The organism is Rhizobium sp. P2_G2 (assembly GCF_056403555.1).
This window is the reverse complement of sequence record NZ_JBFUFF010000041.1, coordinates 31813-53790: the sequence shown is the minus strand read 5'-3', so window position 1 is coordinate 53790 and position 21978 is coordinate 31813. Positions and strand designations below refer to the sequence as shown.

19 protein-coding genes are annotated in these 21978 nt (G+C 61.1%); 5 read left to right on the top strand and 14 right to left on the bottom strand.

What is annotated here, in order from left to right; genetic code table 11:
* Positions 1-1011, top strand: a 1011-nt coding sequence (locus AC1D06_RS24685) for a hydantoinase/carbamoylase family amidase (protein WP_477988447.1), incomplete at its 5' end; no start/stop codon positions are given.
* Positions 1012-1013: 2 nt separating this feature from the next.
* On the top strand, positions 1014-2171 hold the full coding sequence (locus AC1D06_RS24680; protein WP_477988445.1) for a M20 aminoacylase family protein: 1158 nt from the start codon (positions 1014-1016) through the stop codon (positions 2169-2171).
* A gap of 84 nt (positions 2172-2255) precedes the next feature.
* On the opposite strand, the gene AC1D06_RS24675 is transcribed toward AC1D06_RS24680, so the two are convergent.
* Positions 2256-2969, bottom strand: a complete 714-nt coding sequence (locus tag AC1D06_RS24675) for a prephenate dehydrogenase/arogenate dehydrogenase family protein (RefSeq protein ID WP_477988444.1) — start codon at positions 2967-2969, stop codon at positions 2256-2258.
* 392 nt (positions 2970-3361) lie between these two features.
* On the opposite strand from AC1D06_RS24675, the gene AC1D06_RS24670 reads away from it, so the two are divergent.
* A complete protein-coding gene (locus AC1D06_RS24670) occupies positions 3362-3856 on the top strand; it encodes a DUF2165 family protein (RefSeq protein WP_477988439.1) in 495 nt (164 codons plus the stop codon).
* Positions 3857-4041: 185 nt separating this feature from the next.
* The gene (locus AC1D06_RS24665; protein ID WP_477988437.1) at positions 4042-4380 is read left to right on the top strand and encodes a DUF982 domain-containing protein; all 339 of its coding nucleotides are present in this window, start codon (positions 4042-4044) and stop codon (positions 4378-4380) included.
* Positions 4381-5240: 860 nt separating this feature from the next.
* On the opposite strand, the gene AC1D06_RS24660 is transcribed toward AC1D06_RS24665, so the two are convergent.
* From AC1D06_RS24660 to AC1D06_RS24605, 12 genes are all read right to left on the bottom strand, one after another.
* Positions 5241-7901 carry a nitrate reductase gene (locus AC1D06_RS24660; RefSeq protein ID WP_477988448.1) on the bottom strand — a complete coding sequence of 887 codons (2661 nt, stop codon included), beginning with the start codon at positions 7899-7901 and terminating at the stop codon, positions 5241-5243.
* Positions 7901-8245 (bottom strand): nitrite reductase small subunit NirD, encoded by a 345-nt coding sequence (nirD, locus tag AC1D06_RS24655; protein WP_477884085.1) that lies wholly within the window; start codon positions 8243-8245, stop codon positions 7901-7903. The genes AC1D06_RS24660 and nirD overlap by 1 nt, the downstream gene beginning before the upstream one ends.
* A gap of 9 nt (positions 8246-8254) precedes the next feature.
* Positions 8255-10705 carry a nitrite reductase large subunit NirB gene (nirB, locus tag AC1D06_RS24650; protein ID WP_477988434.1) on the bottom strand — a complete coding sequence of 817 codons (2451 nt, stop codon included), beginning with the start codon at positions 10703-10705 and terminating at the stop codon, positions 8255-8257.
* A 27-nt stretch (positions 10706-10732) separates the two neighbouring features.
* Positions 10733-11995, bottom strand: coding sequence for an MFS transporter (locus AC1D06_RS24645; protein WP_477884088.1), 1263 nt, complete (start codon positions 11993-11995; stop codon positions 10733-10735).
* A 321-nt stretch (positions 11996-12316) separates the two neighbouring features.
* Positions 12317-13531 carry a CmpA/NrtA family ABC transporter substrate-binding protein gene (locus tag AC1D06_RS24640; RefSeq protein WP_477988433.1) on the bottom strand — a complete coding sequence of 405 codons (1215 nt, stop codon included), beginning with the start codon at positions 13529-13531 and terminating at the stop codon, positions 12317-12319.
* Positions 13528-14145 carry an ANTAR domain-containing response regulator gene (locus tag AC1D06_RS24635; RefSeq protein WP_477988432.1) on the bottom strand — a complete coding sequence of 206 codons (618 nt, stop codon included), beginning with the start codon at positions 14143-14145 and terminating at the stop codon, positions 13528-13530. Before AC1D06_RS24635 ends, AC1D06_RS24640 begins: the two co-directional genes overlap by 4 nt.
* A gap of 317 nt (positions 14146-14462) precedes the next feature.
* Entirely contained in the window at positions 14463-15017 is a 555-nt protein-coding gene (locus tag AC1D06_RS24630) for a MerR family transcriptional regulator (RefSeq protein ID WP_477988431.1), read from the bottom strand.
* Between the two features lie 108 nt (positions 15018-15125).
* Entirely contained in the window at positions 15126-15449 is a 324-nt protein-coding gene (locus tag AC1D06_RS24625) for an integration host factor subunit alpha (protein WP_477884095.1), read from the bottom strand.
* Between the two features lie 109 nt (positions 15450-15558).
* The gene (locus AC1D06_RS24620; RefSeq protein ID WP_477988430.1) at positions 15559-16530 is read right to left on the bottom strand and encodes a beta-ketoacyl-ACP synthase III; all 972 of its coding nucleotides are present in this window, start codon (positions 16528-16530) and stop codon (positions 15559-15561) included.
* Positions 16527-17588 carry a phosphate acyltransferase PlsX gene (gene plsX, locus AC1D06_RS24615; RefSeq protein WP_477988429.1) on the bottom strand — a complete coding sequence of 354 codons (1062 nt, stop codon included), beginning with the start codon at positions 17586-17588 and terminating at the stop codon, positions 16527-16529. The genes AC1D06_RS24620 and plsX overlap by 4 nt, the downstream gene beginning before the upstream one ends.
* 139 nt (positions 17589-17727) lie before the next feature.
* Positions 17728-18294 carry a YceD family protein gene (locus AC1D06_RS24610; RefSeq protein WP_477988428.1) on the bottom strand — a complete coding sequence of 189 codons (567 nt, stop codon included), beginning with the start codon at positions 18292-18294 and terminating at the stop codon, positions 17728-17730.
* On the bottom strand, positions 18291-18842 hold the full coding sequence (locus AC1D06_RS24605; protein WP_477988427.1) for a ubiquinol-cytochrome C chaperone family protein: 552 nt from the start codon (positions 18840-18842) through the stop codon (positions 18291-18293). The genes AC1D06_RS24610 and AC1D06_RS24605 overlap by 4 nt, the downstream gene beginning before the upstream one ends.
* A gap of 199 nt (positions 18843-19041) precedes the next feature.
* On the opposite strand from AC1D06_RS24605, the gene AC1D06_RS24600 reads away from it, so the two are divergent.
* Entirely contained in the window at positions 19042-19554 is a 513-nt protein-coding gene (locus AC1D06_RS24600; protein ID WP_477881893.1) for an outer membrane protein assembly factor BamE, read from the top strand.
* Positions 19555-19742: 188 nt separating this feature from the next.
* On the opposite strand, the gene AC1D06_RS24595 is transcribed toward AC1D06_RS24600, so the two are convergent.
* A complete protein-coding gene (locus AC1D06_RS24595) occupies positions 19743-21890 on the bottom strand; it encodes a sodium-translocating pyrophosphatase (protein WP_477881807.1) in 2148 nt (715 codons plus the stop codon).
* Between the last annotated feature and the right edge of the window lie 88 nt (positions 21891-21978).

Sequence of the window (21978 nt, the reverse complement as noted above, 5' to 3'; positions counted from 1 at the left end):
CCGCTAATGCTGGGATCGCATATCGACACTGTGATCAATGCCGGCATTTACGACGGCTGCTATGGCGTGCTCTCGGGCCTCGAAGTTATCGAAACACTGAAGGCGGAAGGGTTCGTTCCGGCCCGTCCGATCGTCGTTGCCGCCTTCACCAATGAGGAAGGCGTGCGCTATGCGCCCGACATGATGGGGTCGCTTGTCTATGCGGGCGGCCTGGCCGTCGAGGAAGCACTGGCGACCATCGGCACCGATGGCAGCGTCCTGGGCGAGGAACTCGCAAGGATCGGCTATGCCGGGCCGCATGAGCCCGGCTTCCTGAAGCCGCATGCCTATATCGAACTGCATATCGAACAGGGCCCGGTGCTCAAGCGCGAAGGCATTCCGGTCGGGGCGGTCGAGAACTTGCAGGGCATTTCCTGGCAGCGGGTGACCATCCAGGGCGACGCCAATCATGCCGGCACGACGCCGATGTCAATGCGCCGCGATGCCGGGCTAGCGGCGGCGCGTGTCATTACATTCCTGCGTGCCCGAGCGCAGGCGTCGAACACGCCGACGGTCGCCACGGTCGGCTGCATGGCTTTCGAGCCGAACGCGATCAACGTCATCCCGTCGCGGGCGACCTTTACCGTCGATTTGCGCGATCCTGACGAGGAGCGGCTTCAGGCCGAAGAGGCTGCACTTGCGCAATTCCTCGAGACGATCGCCGAGGAAGAACAGGTCGAGGTGACCACGGAGCGGCTGGCGCGCTTCGAGCCCGTGACGTTCGACAAAGGCATCGTCACGCTTGTCGAGCAGGCCGCGATGGCGCGTGGACTGAAATCCCGGCGCATGACATCGGGGGCAGGCCATGACGCCCAGATGATCGCGAGAATCGCGCCTGCCGCGATGATTTTCGTGCCGAGTGTCGCCGGCATCAGCCACAATCCGAAGGAATTCACTCCCGAGGCCGATCTGGTCGCGGGGGCCAATATTCTGCTCGACGTCGTGCGCAAACTCACCGGACCGGAGGAATGACAATGGCAGATCTGCAAGCACTCCAGGCGGAAATGACCGAATGGCGTCATCGCCTTCACGCCAATCCGGAATTCGGCTTCGAGGAGACATCGACATCCGCCTTCGTGGCTGCCAAGCTGCGCGAATTCGGTCTGGACGAGGTCGCCGAGGGCGTCGGCGGCACCGGGGTGGTCGGCACGATCAGACGCGGCAGCGGCAATCGGGCGGTCGCGCTCAGGGCCGACATGGATGCGCTGCGCATCACCGAGCTCGGAGACAAGGGCTACACGTCGCGGAATCCGGGCGTCATGCATGCCTGCGGCCATGATGGTCATACGACGATGCTGCTCGGAGCGGCGAAACTGCTGGCCGAGGATGGCGGCTTTGACGGCACGGTACGCTTCATCTTCCAGCCTGCCGAGGAATGGGGCAAGGGCGCGCTGGCAATGATCGCGGACGGTCTTTTCGAGCGGTTTGCCTTCGACGAGATCTATGGCATCCACAACATGCCGGGTCTTCCGATCGGCTATTTCCAGACCCGACCCGGTGCGCTCATGTCGGCCGAGGACAATTTCGAAATCACCCTGAAAGGCGTCGGCGGCCATGCCGCGCGGCCGCATTGGGGCAACGAAGTCCTGGTCGCCGCCTGCGCGCTGGTGACCAATCTGCAGACCATCGTGGCGCGCCGGATCGACCCGGCCGATATCGGCGTCGTCTCGGTGACCGAGCTGATCACCGACGGTACGCGTAATGCCCTGCCGGGCACCGCCCGCATCCTCGGCGACGCCAGGAGCTTCAGTCCTGAGGTCAGCGAACGTATCGAACAGCAGATGCGGGTGATCGCCGAGGGAACCGCCCTCGCCTATAATGTCGAGGCCGACGTCCAATATTCGAGGGAGTTCGTTCCGCTCCTCAACGACGCCGGGCTTGCCGAAGAGGCACTCGCCGTGGCGACTGATCTCTATGGCGCTGACAATGCCGAGATTGCGGACAAGCCGATGACAGGTTCAGAGGATTTCGCCCAATTCCTGTCGCGGGTGCCGGGCTGCTTCGTCTTCCTTGGCAATGGCAAGGCGTCCGCGCCGCTACACAATCCGAACTTTGATTTCGACGATGCCGGGTTGATCCACGGCGTGAATTTCCACACGGGCATCGTCCGTCGACGTCTGCCGGCGACGTGATATAAGCCGGCGCCTGAACACGACACGCGACAACCGCGAAGGCAGCCGGATCGCCAAGGCTTGACGAGCAGCCGATACCAAGCGTCAAGTCGGCTCCTCCAGGGCTGAAGTCATGGACTTGAAGCGCTTCAGGATATCTCCAGCATAAGGATTGGCCTTCAGGATTGCCTGGAACACTTCCGGCGCATCATACCGGACCATGTCCACGGCGGACATCAACAGTTCAAAGCTTCGTGTGGTCATGCGTGTCGGTTGCAGATTCATCTTCACCAGCACGCTCGCCACCAGATGCGTGATCCCCTGAACCTGGGCGATATCCCGGTCGTGTGCCCCCGGTGTCGTCATGATGACATCGAGGCCGAGCATCCTGCAAAAAGCCGCCACCCGGAAGCGTCGCCCGCGAATGGGGCATATGGCGATCGGTAATCCGCGGATACCGTCACGCGCGCTCTGCGGGCCGAAAAGCGGATGTGTCGCGACGACCTCGACATTGCCGGGAAGCAGTTCGTCCATGATCGCGGCAGGCTCGACCTTGACGCTGCCGACGTCGAGGACGAGCGTCCCGGGTTGCAAAAGCGGAGCGAGGCGGGCGACGACGTTGCGCATCTGGCCGACCGGAACTGAGAGGATGACTACGGGGCACGCCGCGACGGCCTCGAACGGCGCCATCGATACGTTGAGCGCTTCCGCTCTCGCAGCGTCGGCTTCAATGTCGAAAGCCATGATCGGAAAGTGAGAGCAGAGATGCTCGGCCATTAATTGCCCGAATGCGCCGAAGCCTATAACGCCGATCGGCATCTTCGTGAGTTCATTTGGATTGTTAGACATGACGTCCTCTCGAAAGCCACGCGGGCCAGAGGCGTCCGTCAACATCAACCGCTGGCCAGGCAGCGGTTGAACATAATGATGCACCCTGCCGCTATTTCTGCGGCGCGTAATAAAATCCAGTGAAGTTCGGCACGGTCATCATATATTTTGGATATCGGCGAAGCCAGCCAAAGTCAATCTGCCGATCATGCGTCCGCCCGATGCGATCGGTCGGATCTGACGGAGACGGCGCGCGTCTAGAGCGCTTTGCGTTCTGATGGAATCAGAACCGCGCTCTACATCTTTGTTTTTGCGCATGTCGTTATCCTGAAACCGGTTCCACTTTCAGGCGACATGCTCCAGAGGGGGAACGGGAGGTCATCTTGGTTGTCATCAGGCTTTGCAAAATCGCACTCGTGGCGGCGAGCGCGCTGTTTTTCTCGTTGGTCGCTTACGGAAACATCGCCGACTACGGCAGCAATTGGCTGTTCGTCCAGCATGTGCTCTCGATGGATACGACCTTCCCGAATTCCAGCCTGCATTGGCGCGCGATCACCAATCCGTCCGTGCAGGAGGCGGGTTACTGGCTGATCATCGCGGCGGAAATGATCGCCGCTGTGCTTCTCTGGCTGGGCGCCGCGCGTCTGCTGACCGTGGCCGGAACGCCGGCATTCGAGGAGGCTAAAGGCATTGCCGTCGCCGGGCTGACCATAGGACTTCTGCTCTACATGGTGGGCTTCATCATCGCCGGCGGCGAATGGTTCGCGATGTGGCAGTCCGCAGTCTGGAACGGCCAGCAGAAAGCCTTCGACTTCATTGCGATGATCGGTCTCGTGCTTGTCGTCCTCCTGTTGCCTGACGGTGATCACGCAGAATAGCCGTTGCCCTCTTCTCAGGATTGCGCAAAGTCGCTCGCAGTGAAGGTTGGCAACGGCATCTCGGCCTGCAACCGGGAAAACGGCCAGAATTCCGAATCCAATGCGCTAAAATACCATTCTCGCGCAAGCGACCTATCGTATTTTACGACTTGGTCAGGAAGCACTGTTCGGAAATGCACTACGCAATGAGCACCGGGACTTGGAATCGCATCATTACTATCGAAATCGGTACCAGAACGCATATGGTGGTCCGCGTCGAAAATACCCGCCAGGCCGCCGAATGCCTTCTGGGCGAATGGCCGGTCAAGTCAGGCTTTTACTACCATCGTGCCATACTGGCCTGCACGCGGGCGCTCAAAGGTGAATTGCCGGACGAAGACGCGCGCTTCCTGTTCACTGACGCCATCGACGATGCACACCTGCCCTATCTCGTATCGCTCAACAATGCATTGCGCGATGAGCTCGATACGGAGATCGCCGCAATCTGTGACGAAATCGCGTTCGAAGATCGCACCGCGCAATAGCGGAATCTTTGGTAATTGTCCGTTTTCTTGGATTTTGGATGAAGCCGCACCCAGCGGCGGCTCAGCTCTACCGGCCTGACCGGCGTGGACGTCCCGCAAGATCTGAAGCAGGACAGAATGAAGTGACTAAAGAAACATTCGGAGCAAATTCATACGGCTAATATCGGATGCGGGAAACCGGACCGTCATCCTCCTCCGACCCCAGCTTATGGATCAGCCCGAAGATGCGCGACCAAGTCCCGCGTCCGGACACGGAAACGGACCGCCGCCCGATAATGGTGGGGATGCGATGTGCGGGCAGTGCCCGCGCAGAATCCGGCAGCGGCAGCTGTCTATCTTGATGTTCGATGTCCGACATGGGTTTCCCCGCTAAGCGGCGATTCAACGTTCTGTGACCCGGATAAGTTCCGGCAGCACATGACCGATAGTCCATTTGACGGACAAAAATTGGCAGCATCTCGCAAGCCCTCCCCGCCGGCCGCTATCTCTACGACTCCCGATCGGCCGGCGGATCATATTAGCTTTGTCGAACTTTAACACCTGCGAAAGTATCGTATGGGAAAACTAACGCGATTGTGAAGTGCAATCGGAAGCGCGAACCAGCAAGGCAGCGGGGAGAGCGTGGCTACCGTTAGCATCGGTGCACCCCTTTTTACATCAGGGGCGCCGGCCGCGACTGCATCGGGTTCGCGGATGTGCCGGATTGCCCTTTGCAGGGCCACAGCCCACAGCAACCAAAAGGCAACCTGAGGCGCATCGCAATTTCCAGGCTTTGCTCCCGGTCTTTCAGCCCTCGTTTCTGCACATGCCTTTATTCCGGAGCCTGAACCCAGTTTCGCAGACTATGCGCGGAAAGCGATTCATTCGGCTGCTGCGGCGGCGGCGCATCCGTCGATGATCCCCCGAATCTCGGCGCGGCAGGAGCCGCAATTGGTCCCGGCATTGAGCGCCTTGCCGATCGCCTCGACGCTCCGGCAGCCCTGCCGGGCGGCAGCGACGATCTGGTTGACGCCGACGCTGAAGCAGGCACAGACGGTGGCGCCGGGATCCGGTTTGTCGGCACCCGGCCGGCCGGCGACGAGGGCGAAGCGCTTGCGGAGATTGCCGTGTTCGGCTGTCAGTTGCGCGATTGCCCAGTTGCGGGCGACAGCGACTGGTTCGGACGCCAGGAACAGAGCGGCGAGCAGACGATCGCCGTCGAAGAAGGCGAGCCTGATGTCACCGGACTGACGGTCGACATAGCGGAGCGGCTCGATTGTGTCGGGAATGGAAAAAGCGCTGCGGCACAAGCTCACCCAATCTTCGACAGGCTGCCGGAAAGCGAGTTCCACACGCCAGCCGCCATCGGCCTTGGCCAGAGCCCAGTAATCGGCGTTGAGATGATCGGGTTTTGCCTGGGAGACGGCAAAACCATAATATGCCGCCTTGAAGCGGCACGCTGCAACCGCGACATTCTTCGACGCCGGCTGACCCGAGATCGGGTCCGTCACCGGCGGCACGAGCGTGTCGATGCGGGCCCTGGCGGTAAACTGGTCGTTCCAGTGCATCGGCACGAACACGCTGCCGCGCGCCTGACGTTCTGTGATCAGCGCGCGGACGACGACGCTGCCGTGGGGGCTCTGGATCTCCACCAGGCTTGCGCTGCCTATGCCCAGCTCGATGGCATCGCGTGGATGCAGTTCGGCGAAGGGCTCGGCGATATGGGAGAAAAGACGTGCCGTTTTGCCGGTCCGCGTCATCGTGTGCCACTGATCGCGAATGCGGCCGGTGTTCAGTATGAAGGGATAATCAGCGTTGGTGCGGTCTGAAGGATTCGGCACAATGGGAACGAAGCGCGCCTTTCCGTCCGCATGATAGAAACCGCCCTCGGTGAAAAAGCGCGTTTCGACCGCCTCCCGCCCCGTCGGCTGCGGCCATTGGAAAGGCGCGAGCACGTCATAACTTTGCTGGTCGATAGTGGCGTAGGCGCCGATATCGAAATCACGGCTGCCATTGTTTTCAAACGCCGAAAGCGCTGCGTGTTCAGTGAAAATCTCAGCATTCGACTCAAAGGCGAAGGCGTGGGAAAAGCCCATCCGCTGCCCCACCTCCGCTAGCTGCCACCAATCTGCGCGCGCCTCTGCCGGCGGATCGAGGAAAGCACGCTGACGGGAAATGCGGCGCTCGGAATTGGTGACCGTGCCGCTCTTCTCACCCCAGCCGAGTGAGGGCAGCAGAACATGGGCGTGCCGCGCGGTATCGGTGTCCTTGAGGATGTCGGAGACGACGACGAACGGGCAGGCCTTGATGGCAGCCTCGACAATGTCGGCGTCGGGCATGGAGACGACCGGGTTCGTTGCCATGATCCACAGCGCCTTGATCCGCCCATCGGCAACCGCCCGGAACATGTCGACCGCCTTTAGCCCCGGCTTGGCGGCAATCGCCGGCGACTGCCAGAAGCGCTGCACGCGGTCACGATCGCTTGGATTTTCGATCGCCATATGGGCAGCGAGCATATTGGCCAGCCCACCGACCTCGCGCCCGCCCATAGCATTCGGCTGCCCGGTAAGCGAAAACGGCCCCATGCCGGGGCGACCGATGCGGCCGGTGGCAAGGTGGCAATTGATGATGGCGTTGACCTTGTCCGTGCCGGATGAGGACTGGTTGACGCCCTGGCTGTAACAGGTCACGACCTTTTCGGTCGTGGTGAACAGGCGGTAGAATTCGCGCAACTGCATGGCCGGCAGACCGGTCATTTCCAGGACTTCCGTAAAGGACAGGCCGGAGGCGGAGGCGAAGGCCTCGGAGAAGCCGCTGGTATATTGGGCGACGTAGTTCTGGTCGACCGCGTTGTTCTTGATCAGATGTGAGGACAGGCCAACGAACAGCGCCACATCCGTGTCCGGCCGGATTGCCAGATGTAGATCGGCAATGTCGGCCGTCATCGTCCGGCGCGGGTCGATGACCACGACCTTCATGCCCGGGCGGCGCGCCTTCGCAGCCGCCAGCCGCTGATAGATGACCGGATGGCACCAGGCGAGATTGGAGCCGGTGAGGATCACCAGGTCGGCGAGTTCAATATCTTCATAGGTCCCAGGCACGGTATCCGAGCCGAAGGCGCGGCGATGGCCGGCGACGGAGGACGACATGCAGAGGCGAGAATTGGTGTCGATATTGGCGGAGCCGACGAAACCCTTCATCAGCTTGTTGGCGACGTAATAATCCTCGGTCAGCAACTGCCCGGAGACATAGAAGGCGACCGAGTCCGGCCCATGTTCGGCAATGGCGTCCGAGAACCGACGCGCGACCAGATCAAGCGCTTCGTCCCAACCGGCACGCTGCCCGCCGATCTCGGGGTGCAGGATGCGTCCGTCGAGATCGATGGTTTCCGCTAGCGCCGAGCCTTTCGAGCATAGCCGCCCGTAGTTAGACGGATGGTCCGGATCACCCTTGACGGAAACCGCGCCGTCATCGCGCACGGTGGCAATGACGCCGCAGCCGACGCCGCAATAGGGACAGGTGGTCTTGACCTCCCCGTCCATCATTCCGCTGCCATCATTAGGCTTTCAAGCGCGATGAACAGCGCGCCGTCCTCGTTGCGCAGCGGGATGGTCCGCACTGCGCCCTCGTCAGCGCCCAGCGCCTTGCCGGTTTCGAGCGAAATCACCCAATTGTGCAGCGGGCACGTCACCGCCTTTGCATGGACGATGCCTTGCGAGAGTGGGCCACCCTTATGCGGGCACTGGTCCTCGATGGCGAAGACTTCGTTTTCCGCGGTGCGGAAGACGGCGATTTTGCCCTGCGGTGTCTTCACACAGCGCGCACCGCGCAGCGGGATGTCGGAAATGTCGCCGATCGGGTGCCAGTTGTTGTTTGGCCAATCCATGTCCAACTCCTATTCCGCTGCCTGCTGGTAGCCGATCGTCGCCATCGGCCTGAATTCATGCTTGTCCTTGCCGGAAACGCGTTCCGACCAGGGATCGACCTGGGCAAATTTCTGGCTGAAGACGAAGCGGTCGTAATAGGCCTTGCGCTTTTCCGCATCGCCCATGATCTGCCTGCGGATCTCGTCGAGGCCGACACGCTTTGCCCATTTGTAGATGCGCTCGAGATATCGGCCCTGCTCGCGATACATCTGCGTCAACGCGACGATATGTTCGAGCGCCTCGTCCTCGGTCTTGACCAGACCGAGCACTTCGGTGCCCTTGATGTCGAGGCCGGCGGCGCCGGCGAAATGGATCTCGTAGCCGGAATCGACGCAGATGACGCCGATGTCCTTGCAGGTGGCTTCGGCGCAATTGCGCGGACAGCCGGAGACCGCCATCTTCAGCTTGGCCGGCGTCCAGGAGCCCCACATGAATTTCTCGATGCGGATGCCAAGGCCGGTCGAATCCTGCGTGYCGAAGCGGCACCAGTCCGAACCGACGCAGGTTTTGACGGTGCGCAAGCCCTTGGCATAGGCCTGCCCGGAGATAAATCCGGCCTTGCCGAGCTCTGCCCAGACTGCCGGCAGGTCTTCCTTTTCGATGCCGAGCATGTCGATGCGCTGGCCGCCGGTGACCTTGACCATCGGGACGTTGAACTTGTCGACGACGTCGGCGATCGCGCGCAATTCCTTCGAATTGGTGACGCCGCCCCACATACGCGGCACGACGGAATAGGTGCCGTCCTTCTGGATATTGGCGTGGACGCGTTCATTGATGAAGCGCGACTGATAGTCATCGGCATATTCGTCCGGCCAATCGCAGACGAGATAGTAATTGAGCGCTGGCCGGCATTTGGCGCAGCCGCAGGAGGTCTTCCATTCGAGCTCCTGCATGACGGCCGGAATGCTCTTCAGGCCCTTGGCCTTGATCAGCCGGCGGACCTCGTCGTGACCAAGCGTCGTGCAGCCGCACATCGGCTGCACCGCGGCCGGGTTGTATTGGTCGCCGAGCGTCAACGTCATCAGTTTTTCGACGAGGCCGGTGCAGGAGCCGCAGGACGCGGATGCCTTGGTGTGAGCCCTGACATCGTCGAGCGATGTCAGGCCCTTTCCCGTGATCGTCGAGACGATCTTGCCCTTGCAAACGCCGTTGCAGCCGCAGATTTCCGCATCATCCGGCAAGGCTGCAACGGCCGCCATAGGGTCCAGCGGGGACCCTCCCTGGTAGGCCTGGCCGAAGATCAGCGTCTCGCGCATGCCGCTGATATCGGTCTGTTTCTTCTTCAGGTCGTTGAACCAGGCGCCATCGGCTGTTTCGCCGTAGAGAACGGTGCCGATGATCTTGTTCTGCTTCAGCACGATGCGCTTGTAGACGCCGGCGGAAGCGTCGCGCAGGACGATTTCCTCACGGTCGTCGCCGTCGGCGAAATCGCCGAGCGAATAGAGCTCGATGCCGGTCACCTTCAGCTTGGTCGGCGTATCCGAATGAACGAAGGCGGCGGAGCGATCGCCCGCCAGATGCGAGGCGGCGACGCGCGCCATCTCATAGAGTGGCGCGACAAGGCCATAGACTGTGCCGCCGACCTCGGCGCATTCGCCGAGCGCCAGGATATTGCCGTCCGAGGTCTGCATGCCGTCATCGACGACGATACCGCGATTGACGGCAATGCCGGCGTCGCGCGCCAGCCCGACACTAGGCCGGATGCCGACCGCCATGACGACGAGCGTCGCCGGGATGATGCGGCCGTCATCGAGCTCGACGCCCTCGACCTTGCCGTCGCCGACGATCGCCTTGGTGTTGGCCTTGCAGAGGATCTTGATGCCGCGGCCTTCCAGTTCCTTCTCAAGGAGATAGCCGGCAGAGGGGTCGAGCTGCCGGTCCATCAGTGTCGGCATGACATGCAGCACAGTGACATCCATGCCGCGTCCGGCGAGACCGGCCGCGGCTTCGAGGCCAAGCAGTCCGCCGCCGATGACGATGGCCTTCTCACGCGACTGGGCGGCGAGCAGCATGGCCTGCACGTCGTCGAGATCGCGATAGGTGATGACGCCGCGCAGATTGTTGCCGGGCACCGGGATGATGAATGGCACCGAGCCGGTGGCGATGACCAGTTTGTCGTAGCTTTCGGTGACGCCGTGATCGGAGGTGACCGTCTTGGCGAGGCGATCAATCGCCACGATCTTGTGGCCCTTGTAGAGGGTGATGCCGTGCTTGATATACCAGCCGTCGCCGTGGATGATGATCTCTTCATACTCCTTCTCGCCGGATAGGACCGGCGAGAGCATGATGCGGTCGTAATTGACCCGCGGCTCGGCATTGAAGATGGTGACCTGGTATTGATCCGGCGCCTTTTCCAGCAGGTGTTCCAGCATGCGGCCAGGCGCCATGCCATTGCCGATGATGACGAGTTTTTCAGTCATGAGTTCAAGTCCTTCGATTGCATAGGCTCAGGCGGCGGCAACGGCTTGCGCCGAGGAGCTGCGGCGGTTGAGCTGCATGACCGACAGATGCATCCAGACGAGCGAGATGACGACGACGGCGAAGAGCAGCATGAAGCAGCTCGACCAGAGGCCGGTCATATCCTTGAGAAAACCGAAGGCGATCGGCAGGATGAAGCCGCCGAGGCCGCCCATCATGCCGACGATGCCGCCGACGGCGCCAACGCTATCGGGATAATAAGCCGGGATGTGCTTGTAGACCGCCGCCTTGCCAAGGCTCATGACGAAGCCGAGCACGAAGATGACGACGATGAAGACCAGAGGGGTAATGCCGTGCGCATTGCCGCTGCCCGCTGCCGGCAGGGACAGGATGAGCGTTGCGACCGCGGCAACCGCAAACATCGTATACATGACGCTGCGGGCGCCCTTCTTGTCCGACAGCATGCCGCCGAAGGCGCGGAAAATGCTGCCTGGGATCGAATAGGCTGCTGCGACCATGCCTGCGGTTTCCAGGTTGAAGCCATAGACACCGACGAGGTAGCGCGGCAGCCACAGCGACAGTGCCACGAAGCCGCCAAAGGCGAAGAAATAGTAGAGCGAGAAGCGCCACACCTGGATGTTCTTCAGAGGCGCAAACTCCTCGGCAAGGCTCTTGGATGCGACACCCTGCTGACGCCGCAAGCGGAATGCCGGATCATCCGACGTGGTGAACCAGAAGACGATCGCCATCACCGCCAGCACAGCCGCCCAAATCTGGGCGACGGACTGCCAGCCCCAGGCCATCAGGACGAAGGGTGCGGCAAACTTGGTCACGGCGGCGCCGACATTACCGGCGCCGAAGATACCGAGCGCCGTTCCCTGCTTTTCCGCCGGAAAGAAGGGCGAGACATAGGCCACGCCGACCGCGAAGGAGCCGCCGGCGAGACCAACGCCGAGCCCGGCAATCAGCATCTCGGTATAGGTATGGGCATAGGAGAGCAGGAAGGTCGCAACTGCGGCAGACAGCATGGTGAGCGTATAGACCAGGCGACCGCCATAACGGCCGGTCCAGATGCCCAGCACGATGCGGACGAGCGAGCCGGTCAGCACGGGCGTGCCGATCAGCAATCCGAACTCGGCTTCGTTCAGGCCGAGCTGCTGTTTGATGCGGATGCCGATGATCGCAAAGATCGTCCACACGGCGAAACAGAGCGTGAAGGCAATCGTGGAAATCCACAATGCCTTGGCCGGCTCGCCGGCGGACATGGGCTGGGTTTTCTCGATAACAGACATGGCTTCTCCGAGGCCCGACAAGGTCGTGCCGATCCATCTTTAGGGGTTAAAAACAAAAAGCCGCTGCTCAAGAAACGCTTGCACGAAAGGGGCGTGCGCGAAAATCCTGATCAGCGGCTTTGCTGGTGGCGCCCGCCATTGGACGCCGAATTCGTGACCCGAAGGCCTGCCTATATCAAAGCAATCTTCGTGCCAGATTGAAAAAGCGCTTATTTTTCAATGAAACCACCCGCCTCACACACTCAAGCGGCTAGGTCGGCATTATCGGAGAAGCAGCTGCTGCACTAAATTTTGTGCAATGCGCATAAAATAGACGCGCGGCTAGCCGTGCGTTTGCGACGCAATATAGCCGTCCACATCGTCCGGATCGAACAGGCCGCCGTCGAAAAATCCATCCGGCCCGAGCGTCAGCGCACCGCTGGAACCGACCGGCGTTTCGACGCGGAGCGCGCCCTCTACCTTGGCGCTCGCCGCCGGCAAGGCGACGCCCATCGCCTTTAACGCGCTGCGATAAATATCGGGCCTGTAGCTGTCCCCGGCAATCCTCTGATGCTCGGCCATGTGCCGCACCTGACCCCAGCGGACCATCTGCGTGTAGAACCACAGCGCATGACTTTTCCAGGGAAAGGTCGCAGCCTTGGCATTGGGCACGAAGAAGTCCTTTACATCAAGAATTTCGCCGCCACCGGTGTGAAGCATGCCGGTCAGGGCCGGCAGCAGGCTTTCCGCCGGACGACCGACATAAGCAGGCCGCGCCATGAGGTCGGCCAATTCGTGCCGATTGCCGCTGTCTCCGCACCAGAGCGAGGCTTTGTAGAGCGCCTGCAACAACGCCGACAGCGCCTCGGCGTGACCGTCAGCCCATCGGCTGTTGACGCCGAGCACCTTTTCCGGGCTCGATTTCCAGATCGCAGCCTTGACCGTCGCAAGATGCGCATCGTTATGGAGAACGCCGAGCGTATTCCAGGGCTCGCCGGCGCAATAGCCGTCGATGAGATTGGCGGTCAGAGCATCGGCCATATCAGGCGGAGGCAGGATGCCGATCTCGACGTCGCGGTCGGGATCGATGCCGCTGGCGGCAAGCCAGTAGCGCAATTCGTAATTATGGCCCGAATAGGGATGGACGACAGCGAAGCGGAGCCGTTCGCCCTGGCGATGATCGATAACCTGGCGCAGCGCCCGCCCGCTTGAACGGGCATCGAGGTCCGGTCGGGCGCCGAAGTCACCCATCTCCCGCCAAAGGCCGGCGGAGACGGTGACGGCATTGCCACCCAGCCCCATCGCCATCGGCACGATCATGCGCGGCGCCGGCGCGGTCAGCCCGAGATTACAGGCGATCGGCATGGGCGCGAGAATATGAGCGACGTCGAAATGGCTGACGGCAAGCCGGTCCCGGATGGTGGCCCAGGAGCGTTCGCGCACAAGCTTTAGATCGATGTCCAATTCCGCCGCAAAGCCCTTTTCCCTGGCGACGACGAGGAGCGCGCTGTCGAGCAGCGGCAGGAAGCCGGCATTGATCTGATGTCTTGACGTCATGCGCTTGTTCCCGGGTCGAGAAGGCTTGCGGCGGTGATCAGGCTCTGCGCGATCTCGACGATCTTCCTGTTCTGGTTCATCGCCGTTCGCCTGAGCAGAGCATAGGCCTCGTCCTCCGACAGGCCGCGCGAGCGCATCAGCAATCCCTTGGCGCGATCGATCAGTTTGCGGTTTTCGAGTTCGCCACGCGTCTCCTCCAATTCGCGGGTCAGGCGCGAATAGGCGTTGAAGCGGCTGATGGCCATTTTCAGGATCGGCCGCACCCGTTCCTGCTTGAGGCCGTCGACGATATAGGCGGAAACCCCCGCCTCCACCGCGGCCTCGATGGAAGCCTCATCGGACTTGTCGACAAACATGGCGATCGGGCGCTTGACCACCCGCGAAATCTGAAAAATGCTTTCCAGCATGTCCCGATTGGGGTTTTCTATATCGATGACGATGACATCGGGATTGATGTCCATGATGCGGCGGGCAAGGCCGTTCATGTCATCGATGATCGTGACATTGTCATAGCCCGCTTCGCGCAAGCCCATTTCGATGATCGAGGCCCTGATGCTGTTCTCGTCGATGACGAGCACATTGAGATCGCCAGGCTTGGAAAGACGGTTTGCCAAGGATTACCACCGGTCGACAATGCCGGGCACGAAGACAGGCCGAATCGGCCTCGGCATCATTATCGGAAAAATTGCCATGCTTGTTGCGCTGCTCTCTGGTCGACACTCTCTCGCGAAGCTCGCGTGGCCGTTAAATGCGCGAACGTCGCCCGAAAATCAAGCAGTTTCGACATTTGCCTATTTAGTAGGCAAAACTCACAAAAATTGAACAGCCGTCCGGAGACAGTACACGGCAGCGGCAGCGTCCTCTTCAGTCAAAGAACAGGAACTAGGTGGCAACCATGGCTGTCTACCACGATCGTTACGACAGCACATCCTCACCGCACCTGGTCGAGCAGGCGTTTGCATTCCAGGAGATCGAACAGCGCCTCCTGCAGCAAAGCCCGATCCTCCTTGCCGATCTGCGGGCCGCCGATAGCGGAGAAATCGTCGTCGTTACCGCCGATCAGGCCGAAGAATCGACGATGCGTCGGCGGCTTGGCGCGGCCGACGATCTGGTCATCCTCGAAAGTGGGTTGCGGTTTCGGCTGCGGCGCGGGGGCGGCCTCTTCCTGCTCTTCCGCCTCGCTCGCGGCAGCAAGCGCCTCCATAGTCGCGAGATCGCCGCTGGCAGCGGCGGCGACGAATTTGTTGCCGTTGTTTTTCAGAAGCTTTTGCACGCCCTTGATCGTATAGCCGTGATCGTAGAGCAGATGGCGGATGCCCTTGAGCAATTCGACGTCGTCCGGCCGGTAGTAGCGGCGGCCGCCGCCGCGCTTCAGCGGCTTGATCTGGGGAAAACGGGTCTCCCAGAAGCGCAGCACATGCTGCGGCAATTCGAGCTCGTCAGCCACTTCGCTGATGGTTCGGAAGGCATCCGGGCTTTTTTCCATGGCTGAGGCGGCTCCGCGTGACGGACAGACTGCCGGTCCGGCGGGCGAACCAGTATGAACTTTCGATTATAAGCAATTGAAACAGCCGGAAAAGGCCGAATTTATGTTTTAGGCCTTCGCCTTCGCCTTACGGGAGAGATGGCTCTTCAAAATCCGGCTCTTGAGCACGTTCGAGGCCTTGAAGGTCATGACCCGGCGCGGCGAGATCGGCACTTCCTCGCCGGTCTTTGGGTTGCGGCCGATACGCTCGTTCTTGGCGCGCACCTGGAAGGTTGCAAAGGAGGAAAGCTTGACGCTTTCACCCCGCACGATCGCGTTGCAAATCTCGTCGATCACCGTCTCCACGAGCTGGGCGGATTCGGTTCGCGACAATCCGACTTTGCGGAACACAGACTCCGCCAGATCCGCCCTCGTCACAGTCTTGCCGCTCATGGTCCCCCGCTTATTCTATTTTGGACGTGAACACGGGCGAAGAGTATTGTTGTTGCACCTTCGGGTCAAGCACCGCCGCGCACCCGGAAGCGACCTTTTTTTTCGTGTATTACCAGCGCAGTAGCACCGATCCCCAGGTGAAGCCGCCGCCCATGGCTTCGAGCAGGACAAGGTCCCCTTGCTTGATCCTGCCGTCTGCGGTTGCAGCGGCCAAAGCGAGCGGAATCGAGGCGGCAGAGGTGTTGCCGTGCTGATCGACGGTGACCACGACTTTTTCCATCGGAATGCACAGTTTTTTAGCGGAGCCTTCGATGATGCGGATATTGGCCTGGTGCGGCACCAGCCAGTCGATCTGGTCGACCGAAAGTTCCGCCTTGTCGAAAGCATCGACAATGACGTCGGTGATCATGCCGACGGCATGCTTGAACACTTCGCGGCCTTCCATTCGCAGATGTCCGACCGTGCCGGTCGACGACGGGCCGCCGTCGACATAGAGCTTTTCCTTGTGGGTGCCGTCGGACCGAAGCGAGGCCGTCAGCACGCCGCGATCGGTATTGGCGCCAGTCCCCTCGCCTGCTTCCAGCACCACGGCGCCGGCACCGTCGCCGAAGAGCACGCAAGTTGTCCGGTCGGTCCAGTCGAGGATCCGCGAGAATGTTTCGGCGCCGATCACCAGCACGCGCTTGGCCATGCCGCCGCGGATATAGAGATCGGCGGTGTTCATCGCATAGACGAAGCCGCTGCAGACCGCCTGCATGTCGAAGGCGGCACCGTGACGGATGCCGAGACGCTGCTGGATGTTGACCGCGGTGGCGGGAAAGGTGTTGTCCGGCGTCGAGGTGGCAACGATGATCAGATCGACGGCATCGGGCGCCAGACCGGCATTGGCAAGGGCGGCACGCGCCGCAGCCTCGCCGAGCGAGGCAGTGGTTTCGTCGTCACCAGCGATGTAGCGCTGGCGGATGCCGGTGCGCTGTATGATCCATTCATCCGTGGTATCGACAATGGATTCCATTTCACGATTGGTCAGCAGCCGCTTCGGAAGCGAAGCGCCAACCCCACGGACGATTGATCGGATCATACTATTCCCGCCGTTTCCTCCTGCGCATCCGAGGGAGGAACGCGCAGCGCATGATATTTTTTTAGGTCGGCTTGAATTTTCTCGAACAGACCGTTGCGGACCATGTCATAGCCGACCTTGATGGCCGCCGCATAGCCCTCGCCATCCGTTCCGCCATGACTTTTTATGACAACGCCGTTCAAACCGAGAAACACACCGCCGTTGACCTTGCGCGGATCCATCTTCTCGCGCACCCGGTCGAAAGCGCTTTTGGCGAGCAGATAGCCCAGCTTGGCCATCCAGGTCCGCTCGATTGCCATGCGCAGGAAATCGGCGATCTGGCGGGCGGTGCCTTCCGCAGCCTTGAGCGCGATATTGCCGGTGAAGCCTTCGGTAACCACGACATCGACGGTGCCCTTGCCGATATCATCGCCCTCGACGAAGCCGCGATAATCGATCGTGTCGAGACCGGCTTCACGCAGCAATCGGCCGGCCTCCTTGACCTCTTCCTGGCCCTTGATCTCTTCGACGCCGACATTGAGCAGACCGACGGTCGGCCGGCGGATTTCGAACAGCGCCCGCGCCATGGCGCCACCCATCAGTGCGAAATCGAGAAGCTGCTGCGAATCGGCGCCGATCGTGGCACCTATGTCGAGGACGATGCTCTCGCCCCGCATTGTCGGCCAAATGCCCGCAATCGCCGGCCTTTCGACATTTGCCATCGTGCGCAGACAGAATTTCGACATTGCCATCAGGGCGCCAGTATTGCCCGCGGACACCGCAACATCGGCTTCACCGAGCTTCACCGCTTCGATCGCCTTCCACATCGACGACGAATAACGACCGCGCCGGAGCGCCTGGCTCGGCTTCTCATCCATACGCACCGCGATGTCGCAATGATGGAAGGCCGCATTGGCCTTGAGCTTCGGATAGCGTTCGAGGATCGGGCGGCAGACACTWTCCTGGCCATAGAGGATGAATTGAATGTCGGGCTGCCGGACCAAAGCCGTCGCGGCTCCCGCCAGACTGACTTCCGGCCCGAAATCGCCGCCCATAGCGTCGAGAGAGATTCTGATCACGCGTCCCTAGTCCTTGTCGTTTCGCGCCTTTGGCGGCGTCTTTGCTTGGGTCCTTGCCGGCCGGTCACTGCTTATAGGGCGAGTTGCCACAATTTTGTGGCAAACCTGCCCAGATCGGCAAAATCTGTCGGACTGGCGCTCATTTATCGATTTTCAGGTTCTTGAGCACGGCAAATGGCGAGGGTTTCGCCTCCGTTCCAGCGGAATTTTCGATGTGTGGTTCAAATTCGACACCCACCTTGCGCGGATAGGGATCAATGCCCATGGCGGCAAACTCGGCGACGACCGCGCCGATATCGATCGTGTCGCCAGCAAACATCTCCGGCAGGTCCGGCCCATCAGGATCGATGATCATCTCACCCTGGTCATTGGCAGGCATTCGGGCGAGCGCCGAGCCCTCCGGCACGAAGATCTGGTCCATCTCCTCGTCGATATCCGACTCGACCGGATCGAGCGTGACAACGCAGGCCTGGGTGACATGCGCATGAATGGTGCCGAAAACCTTGACGCCGTCCTTCTTCCAGCGGCGTATCTTGAGGTCGGCGCGCAACGCTTCGACACTCTGCACCTTCCAGAGCACGGCAAGCGCCTTGAGCTCGCGCGCGTCAGCTTCGACATGCACCTCGATCGGATTATGCGAAACGTGGCCCACCTTGACCAGGTAGGAAAACGGCGGCCTCTCGCCTGTATTTTCATGGCGCATCATCGCTCGCCTCCATCGTCCATCACCGGGATCTCCGCTTCCCCGCGCTCCAGGGCCTCGGTGCTCACCGCGGCAAGCGCCGCTGCAGCGCGCATCATATAGCGTGCGAGCACCGCCATAGAAAGTTCAGCATCCTGGCTTTGCGGGTAAAAATTGCGCTTCAGCGCCGCCGCAAGGGCGACCTCGTCGCCGGCATCGAGCGCCTTGCCGTAGGAATCGACGCGTCCATAGAACATCGACGCCAGCTTCTTCATGCGTTTTGGCACGCCCTGGTCGCCGATACCAAGCTCGCGAATCGAATGATCGAGGTCCAGGAAGAAGGCGTCGACGATCTCCTGGGCGATGTCCTTGATCGCGGCGCCTTCGCTATTGGTGCGGCGGAAATAGAGAATCATGATGACGGAGAGCATTTCGAACCGGCCCATGACGGTGTCGGGCACATCGGCGTTCAGATAGAATGCTTTCTGTCGCGCCGCTGTTGTCAAAATGCCATACTGTCGGTCGATAATCGCGCGATTGGCGTTATTTCGCCGAAAGAAGCCCAATATCATCAATTTGCCCTGATTTGCCTTTGTGAAAGTCGACACAGAGGCAAGCGCCGTGTTGCATCCTGCCAAAAGCTGGTTTACCGAAGCAGGCACGAATTGCAATGGCGTTGGCGCATCTGGGGCAAACCGTCCCGGCATCCCGGCCGGCGCGGATGGACGGGGCGATGGCCAGGAGCCATAGACTGTGGAGATGTCGTTGAGAATGCAATTTCACGGGCACCGCGCCAAAGCTGCGCATGGCGTTTTCCTGGCGATGGCGCTGGCCGCGACAACGCTTTCCGGTTGCTCGTCGTTCGGTGAAACGATCCAGAACGGCTATGTCGTCGACCAGCAGACGCTGGCGCTTGTGCCTGCGGGATCGAGCAAGGAGCAGGTTTACCTCTCGCTCGGCACGCCTTCGGCGACCGCAACTTTCGACAACGAGGTCTTCTACTATATCTCGCAGAAGCGCTACCGCGCGATCGCCTTCATGAAGCCGCGGCTTGAAGAGCAGACGGTGCTGGCCGTCTATTTCACCAAGGACGGCACTGTCGACCATCTGGCGCATTATTCGCTGAAGGATGGCCGGGTCATCGACATGCTGACCATGACCACACCGACCGGCGGCGTCGAAAAGACCTTCCTGATGCGTCTGCTCTCCGGCGGCATCAATCCGGCCGACGCAGCACAACAGCTTCTCGGACACGTGCCCAGCACCTTGGGCCAGCACTATTGATTTGAACGGAGCCGTTTGGCTCCCGCATTCTTCGCAGATGTAGAAAAAGCCGCATCCGGTCACCCCGATGCGGCTTTCGATTTTTACGGCATATGAGCCGAAACTGGTCCTTTGTTTCAGGATAGTGATATCCGCAGAAACAGAAGATAAAGCGCATCACTTTGTGCGACGCGCTTTATTTGATCGGCTCAGGCCAGGACGGCGAGCAGCAGCAGCGCCACGATATTGGTGATCTTGATTGCCGGGTTGACGGCGGGGCCGGCAGTGTCCTTGTAGGGGTCGCCCACGGTGTCGCCAGTCACCGAGGCCTTGTGCGCATCCGAACCCTTCATGTGGCGGACGCCGTCCTTGTCGACGAAGCCGTCCTCGAAGCTTTTCTTGGCATTGTCCCAGGCGCCGCCGCCGGAGGTCATCGAGATCGCCACGAACAGACCGTTGACGATCACACCGAGCAGAGAGGCGCCAAGTGCGGCGAAAGCCGAGGCCTTGGAGCCGGAGAGCAAGAGCACGCCGAAATAGACGACCAGCGGCGCCAGCACCGGCAGCAGCGACGGCACGATCATTTCGCGAATCGCCGCCCGGGTCAGCAGGTCGACGGCGCGGCCATAATCGGGCCGTTCCGTACCTTCCATAATGCCGGGCTTCTCGCGGAACTGCCTGCGCACTTCCTCGACGATCGAGCCGGCGGCGCGGCCGACAGCAGTCATGGCAATGCCGCCAAAGAGATAGGGGATGAGGCCACCGAAGATCAGGCCGGCGACGACATAGGGGTTGGAGAGGTCGAAGGAGATTTCGCCGATGCCCTTGAAGTAGGGGTAGAGGGTCGAACCTGCCTTGTTGGCCTCGGTGGCAAAGAAATGCAGGTCGTTGGAATAGGCGGCGAACAGGACCAGTGCGCCAAGGCCGGCCGAGCCAATCGCATAGCCCTTGGTCACCGCCTTGGTGGTGTTGCCGACAGCGTCGAGCGCGTCGGTGGACTTGCGCACTTCCGGCGGCAGATGCGACATTTCGGCGATGCCGCCGGCATTGTCGGTGACCGGGCCGAAGGCGTCGAGCGCCACGATCATGCCGGCAAGGCCGAGCATGGCGGTAACGGCGATGCCGGTGCCGAACAGACCGGCGAGCTGGTAGGTGGCGATGATGCCGCCGACGATGACGATGGCCGGCAGCGCCGTCGATTCGAGCGAGACAGCCAGACCCTGGATAACGTTGGTGCCGTGGCCGGTAACGGAGGCCTGGGCGATCGACACAACCGGCCGCTTGCCGGTGCCGGTATAGTATTCGGTGATCACCACGATGAGCGCCGTGACGATCAGGCCGACCAGTGCGCAAAGGAACAGATTGGTGCCGTTGACCGTCGTGCCGGCAGCGCCGACCGGACCCCAACCGACCGTCAGCCAGGTGGCGAGCGCGACAGCGACGATCGAGAGAACGCCGGTGACGATCAGGCCCTTGTAGAGCGCGCCCATGATGTCGTTACTCGGGCCGAGCTTGACGAAGAAGGTGCCGATGATCGAGGTGATGATCGAGCCGCCGCAGATCGCCAGCGGATAGAGCATGGCGCTTTCGAGGATCGGCGTACCGGCAAAGAAAATCGACGCCAGAACCATGGTGGCAACGACGGTCACGGCGTAGGTTTCGAACAGGTCGGCGGCCATGCCGGCGCAGTCGCCGACATTGTCGCCGACATTGTCGGCGATCGTGGCCGGGTTGCGCGGGTCGTCTTCCGGAATGCCGGCCTCGACCTTGCCGACCAGGTCACCACCGACGTCGGCGCCCTTGGTGAAGATGCCGCCGCCGAGACGGGCAAAGATCGAGATCAGCGAGGCGCCGAAACCGAGCGCCACCAGCGCGTCGATGACTTCACGGCTGCCTTGCTGCATGCCGACAATATGGGTGAGGATGAAATAGTAGACGGAGACGCCGAGCAGCGCCAGGCCGGCGACCAGCATGCCGGTGATGGCGCCCGACTTGAAGGCGATTTCAAGACCTTCCGCAAGCCCCTTCGATGAGGCCTGGGCGGTGCGAACATTGGCGCGGACCGAGACATGCATGCCGATGAAGCCAGCCGCGCCCGACAGTACGGCGCCGATCAGGAAGCCGAAAGCCGCTGCAGCGGAAAGGAGCGCGAATACGAGAATGAAAACCACAACGCCGACAATGCCGATCGTCGTATACTGGCGCGTCAGATAGGCCTGCGCACCTTCGCGAATATAGCCAGCGATCTCCTGCATGCGGCTGTTGCCCTGGTCTGCGGCCATGACCGATTGCGTCGCCCATACAGCATAGGCGATGGACAATAGCCCGCACACGATCACGCACAACAAAATCCCCATTCCCAAATTCCTCCAATTTGACGGCGGATTGGCCATCCGCAGTTTCTGCGACAACCGGCAAACTCCCCACGCCAGTCATCCGGATTCA

Coding starts and splice junctions, on each gene's coding strand:
- AC1D06_RS24625 (WP_477884095.1), bottom strand. CDS start 15,449: ATGAGCGGCAAGACTGTGACGAGGGCGGATCTGGCGGAGTCTGTGTTC.
- nirD (WP_477884085.1), bottom strand. CDS start 8,245: ATGGATTGGCCAAACAACAACTGGCACCCGATCGGCGACATTTCCGAC.
- AC1D06_RS24630 (WP_477988431.1), bottom strand. CDS start 15,017: ATGGAAAAAAGCCCGGATGCCTTCCGAACCATCAGCGAAGTGGCTGAC.
- AC1D06_RS24605 (WP_477988427.1), bottom strand. CDS start 18,842: ATGATATTGGGCTTCTTTCGGCGAAATAACGCCAATCGCGCGATTATC.
- AC1D06_RS24675 (WP_477988444.1), bottom strand. CDS start 2,969: ATGCCGATCGGCGTTATAGGCTTCGGCGCATTCGGGCAATTAATGGCC.
- AC1D06_RS24680 (WP_477988445.1), top strand. CDS start 1,014: ATGGCAGATCTGCAAGCACTCCAGGCGGAAATGACCGAATGGCGTCAT.
- AC1D06_RS24620 (WP_477988430.1), bottom strand. CDS start 16,530: ATGATCCGATCAATCGTCCGTGGGGTTGGCGCTTCGCTTCCGAAGCGG.
- AC1D06_RS24660 (WP_477988448.1), bottom strand. CDS start 7,901: ATGGACGGGGAGGTCAAGACCACCTGTCCCTATTGCGGCGTCGGCTGC.
- AC1D06_RS24610 (WP_477988428.1), bottom strand. CDS start 18,294: ATGATGCGCCATGAAAATACAGGCGAGAGGCCGCCGTTTTCCTACCTG.
- AC1D06_RS24665 (WP_477988437.1), top strand. CDS start 4,042: ATGAGCACCGGGACTTGGAATCGCATCATTACTATCGAAATCGGTACC.
- AC1D06_RS24595 (WP_477881807.1), bottom strand. CDS start 21,890: ATGGGGATTTTGTTGTGCGTGATCGTGTGCGGGCTATTGTCCATCGCC.
- AC1D06_RS24600 (WP_477881893.1), top strand. CDS start 19,042: ATGCAATTTCACGGGCACCGCGCCAAAGCTGCGCATGGCGTTTTCCTG.
- AC1D06_RS24645 (WP_477884088.1), bottom strand. CDS start 11,995: ATGTCTGTTATCGAGAAAACCCAGCCCATGTCCGCCGGCGAGCCGGCC.
- AC1D06_RS24640 (WP_477988433.1), bottom strand. CDS start 13,531: ATGACGTCAAGACATCAGATCAATGCCGGCTTCCTGCCGCTGCTCGAC.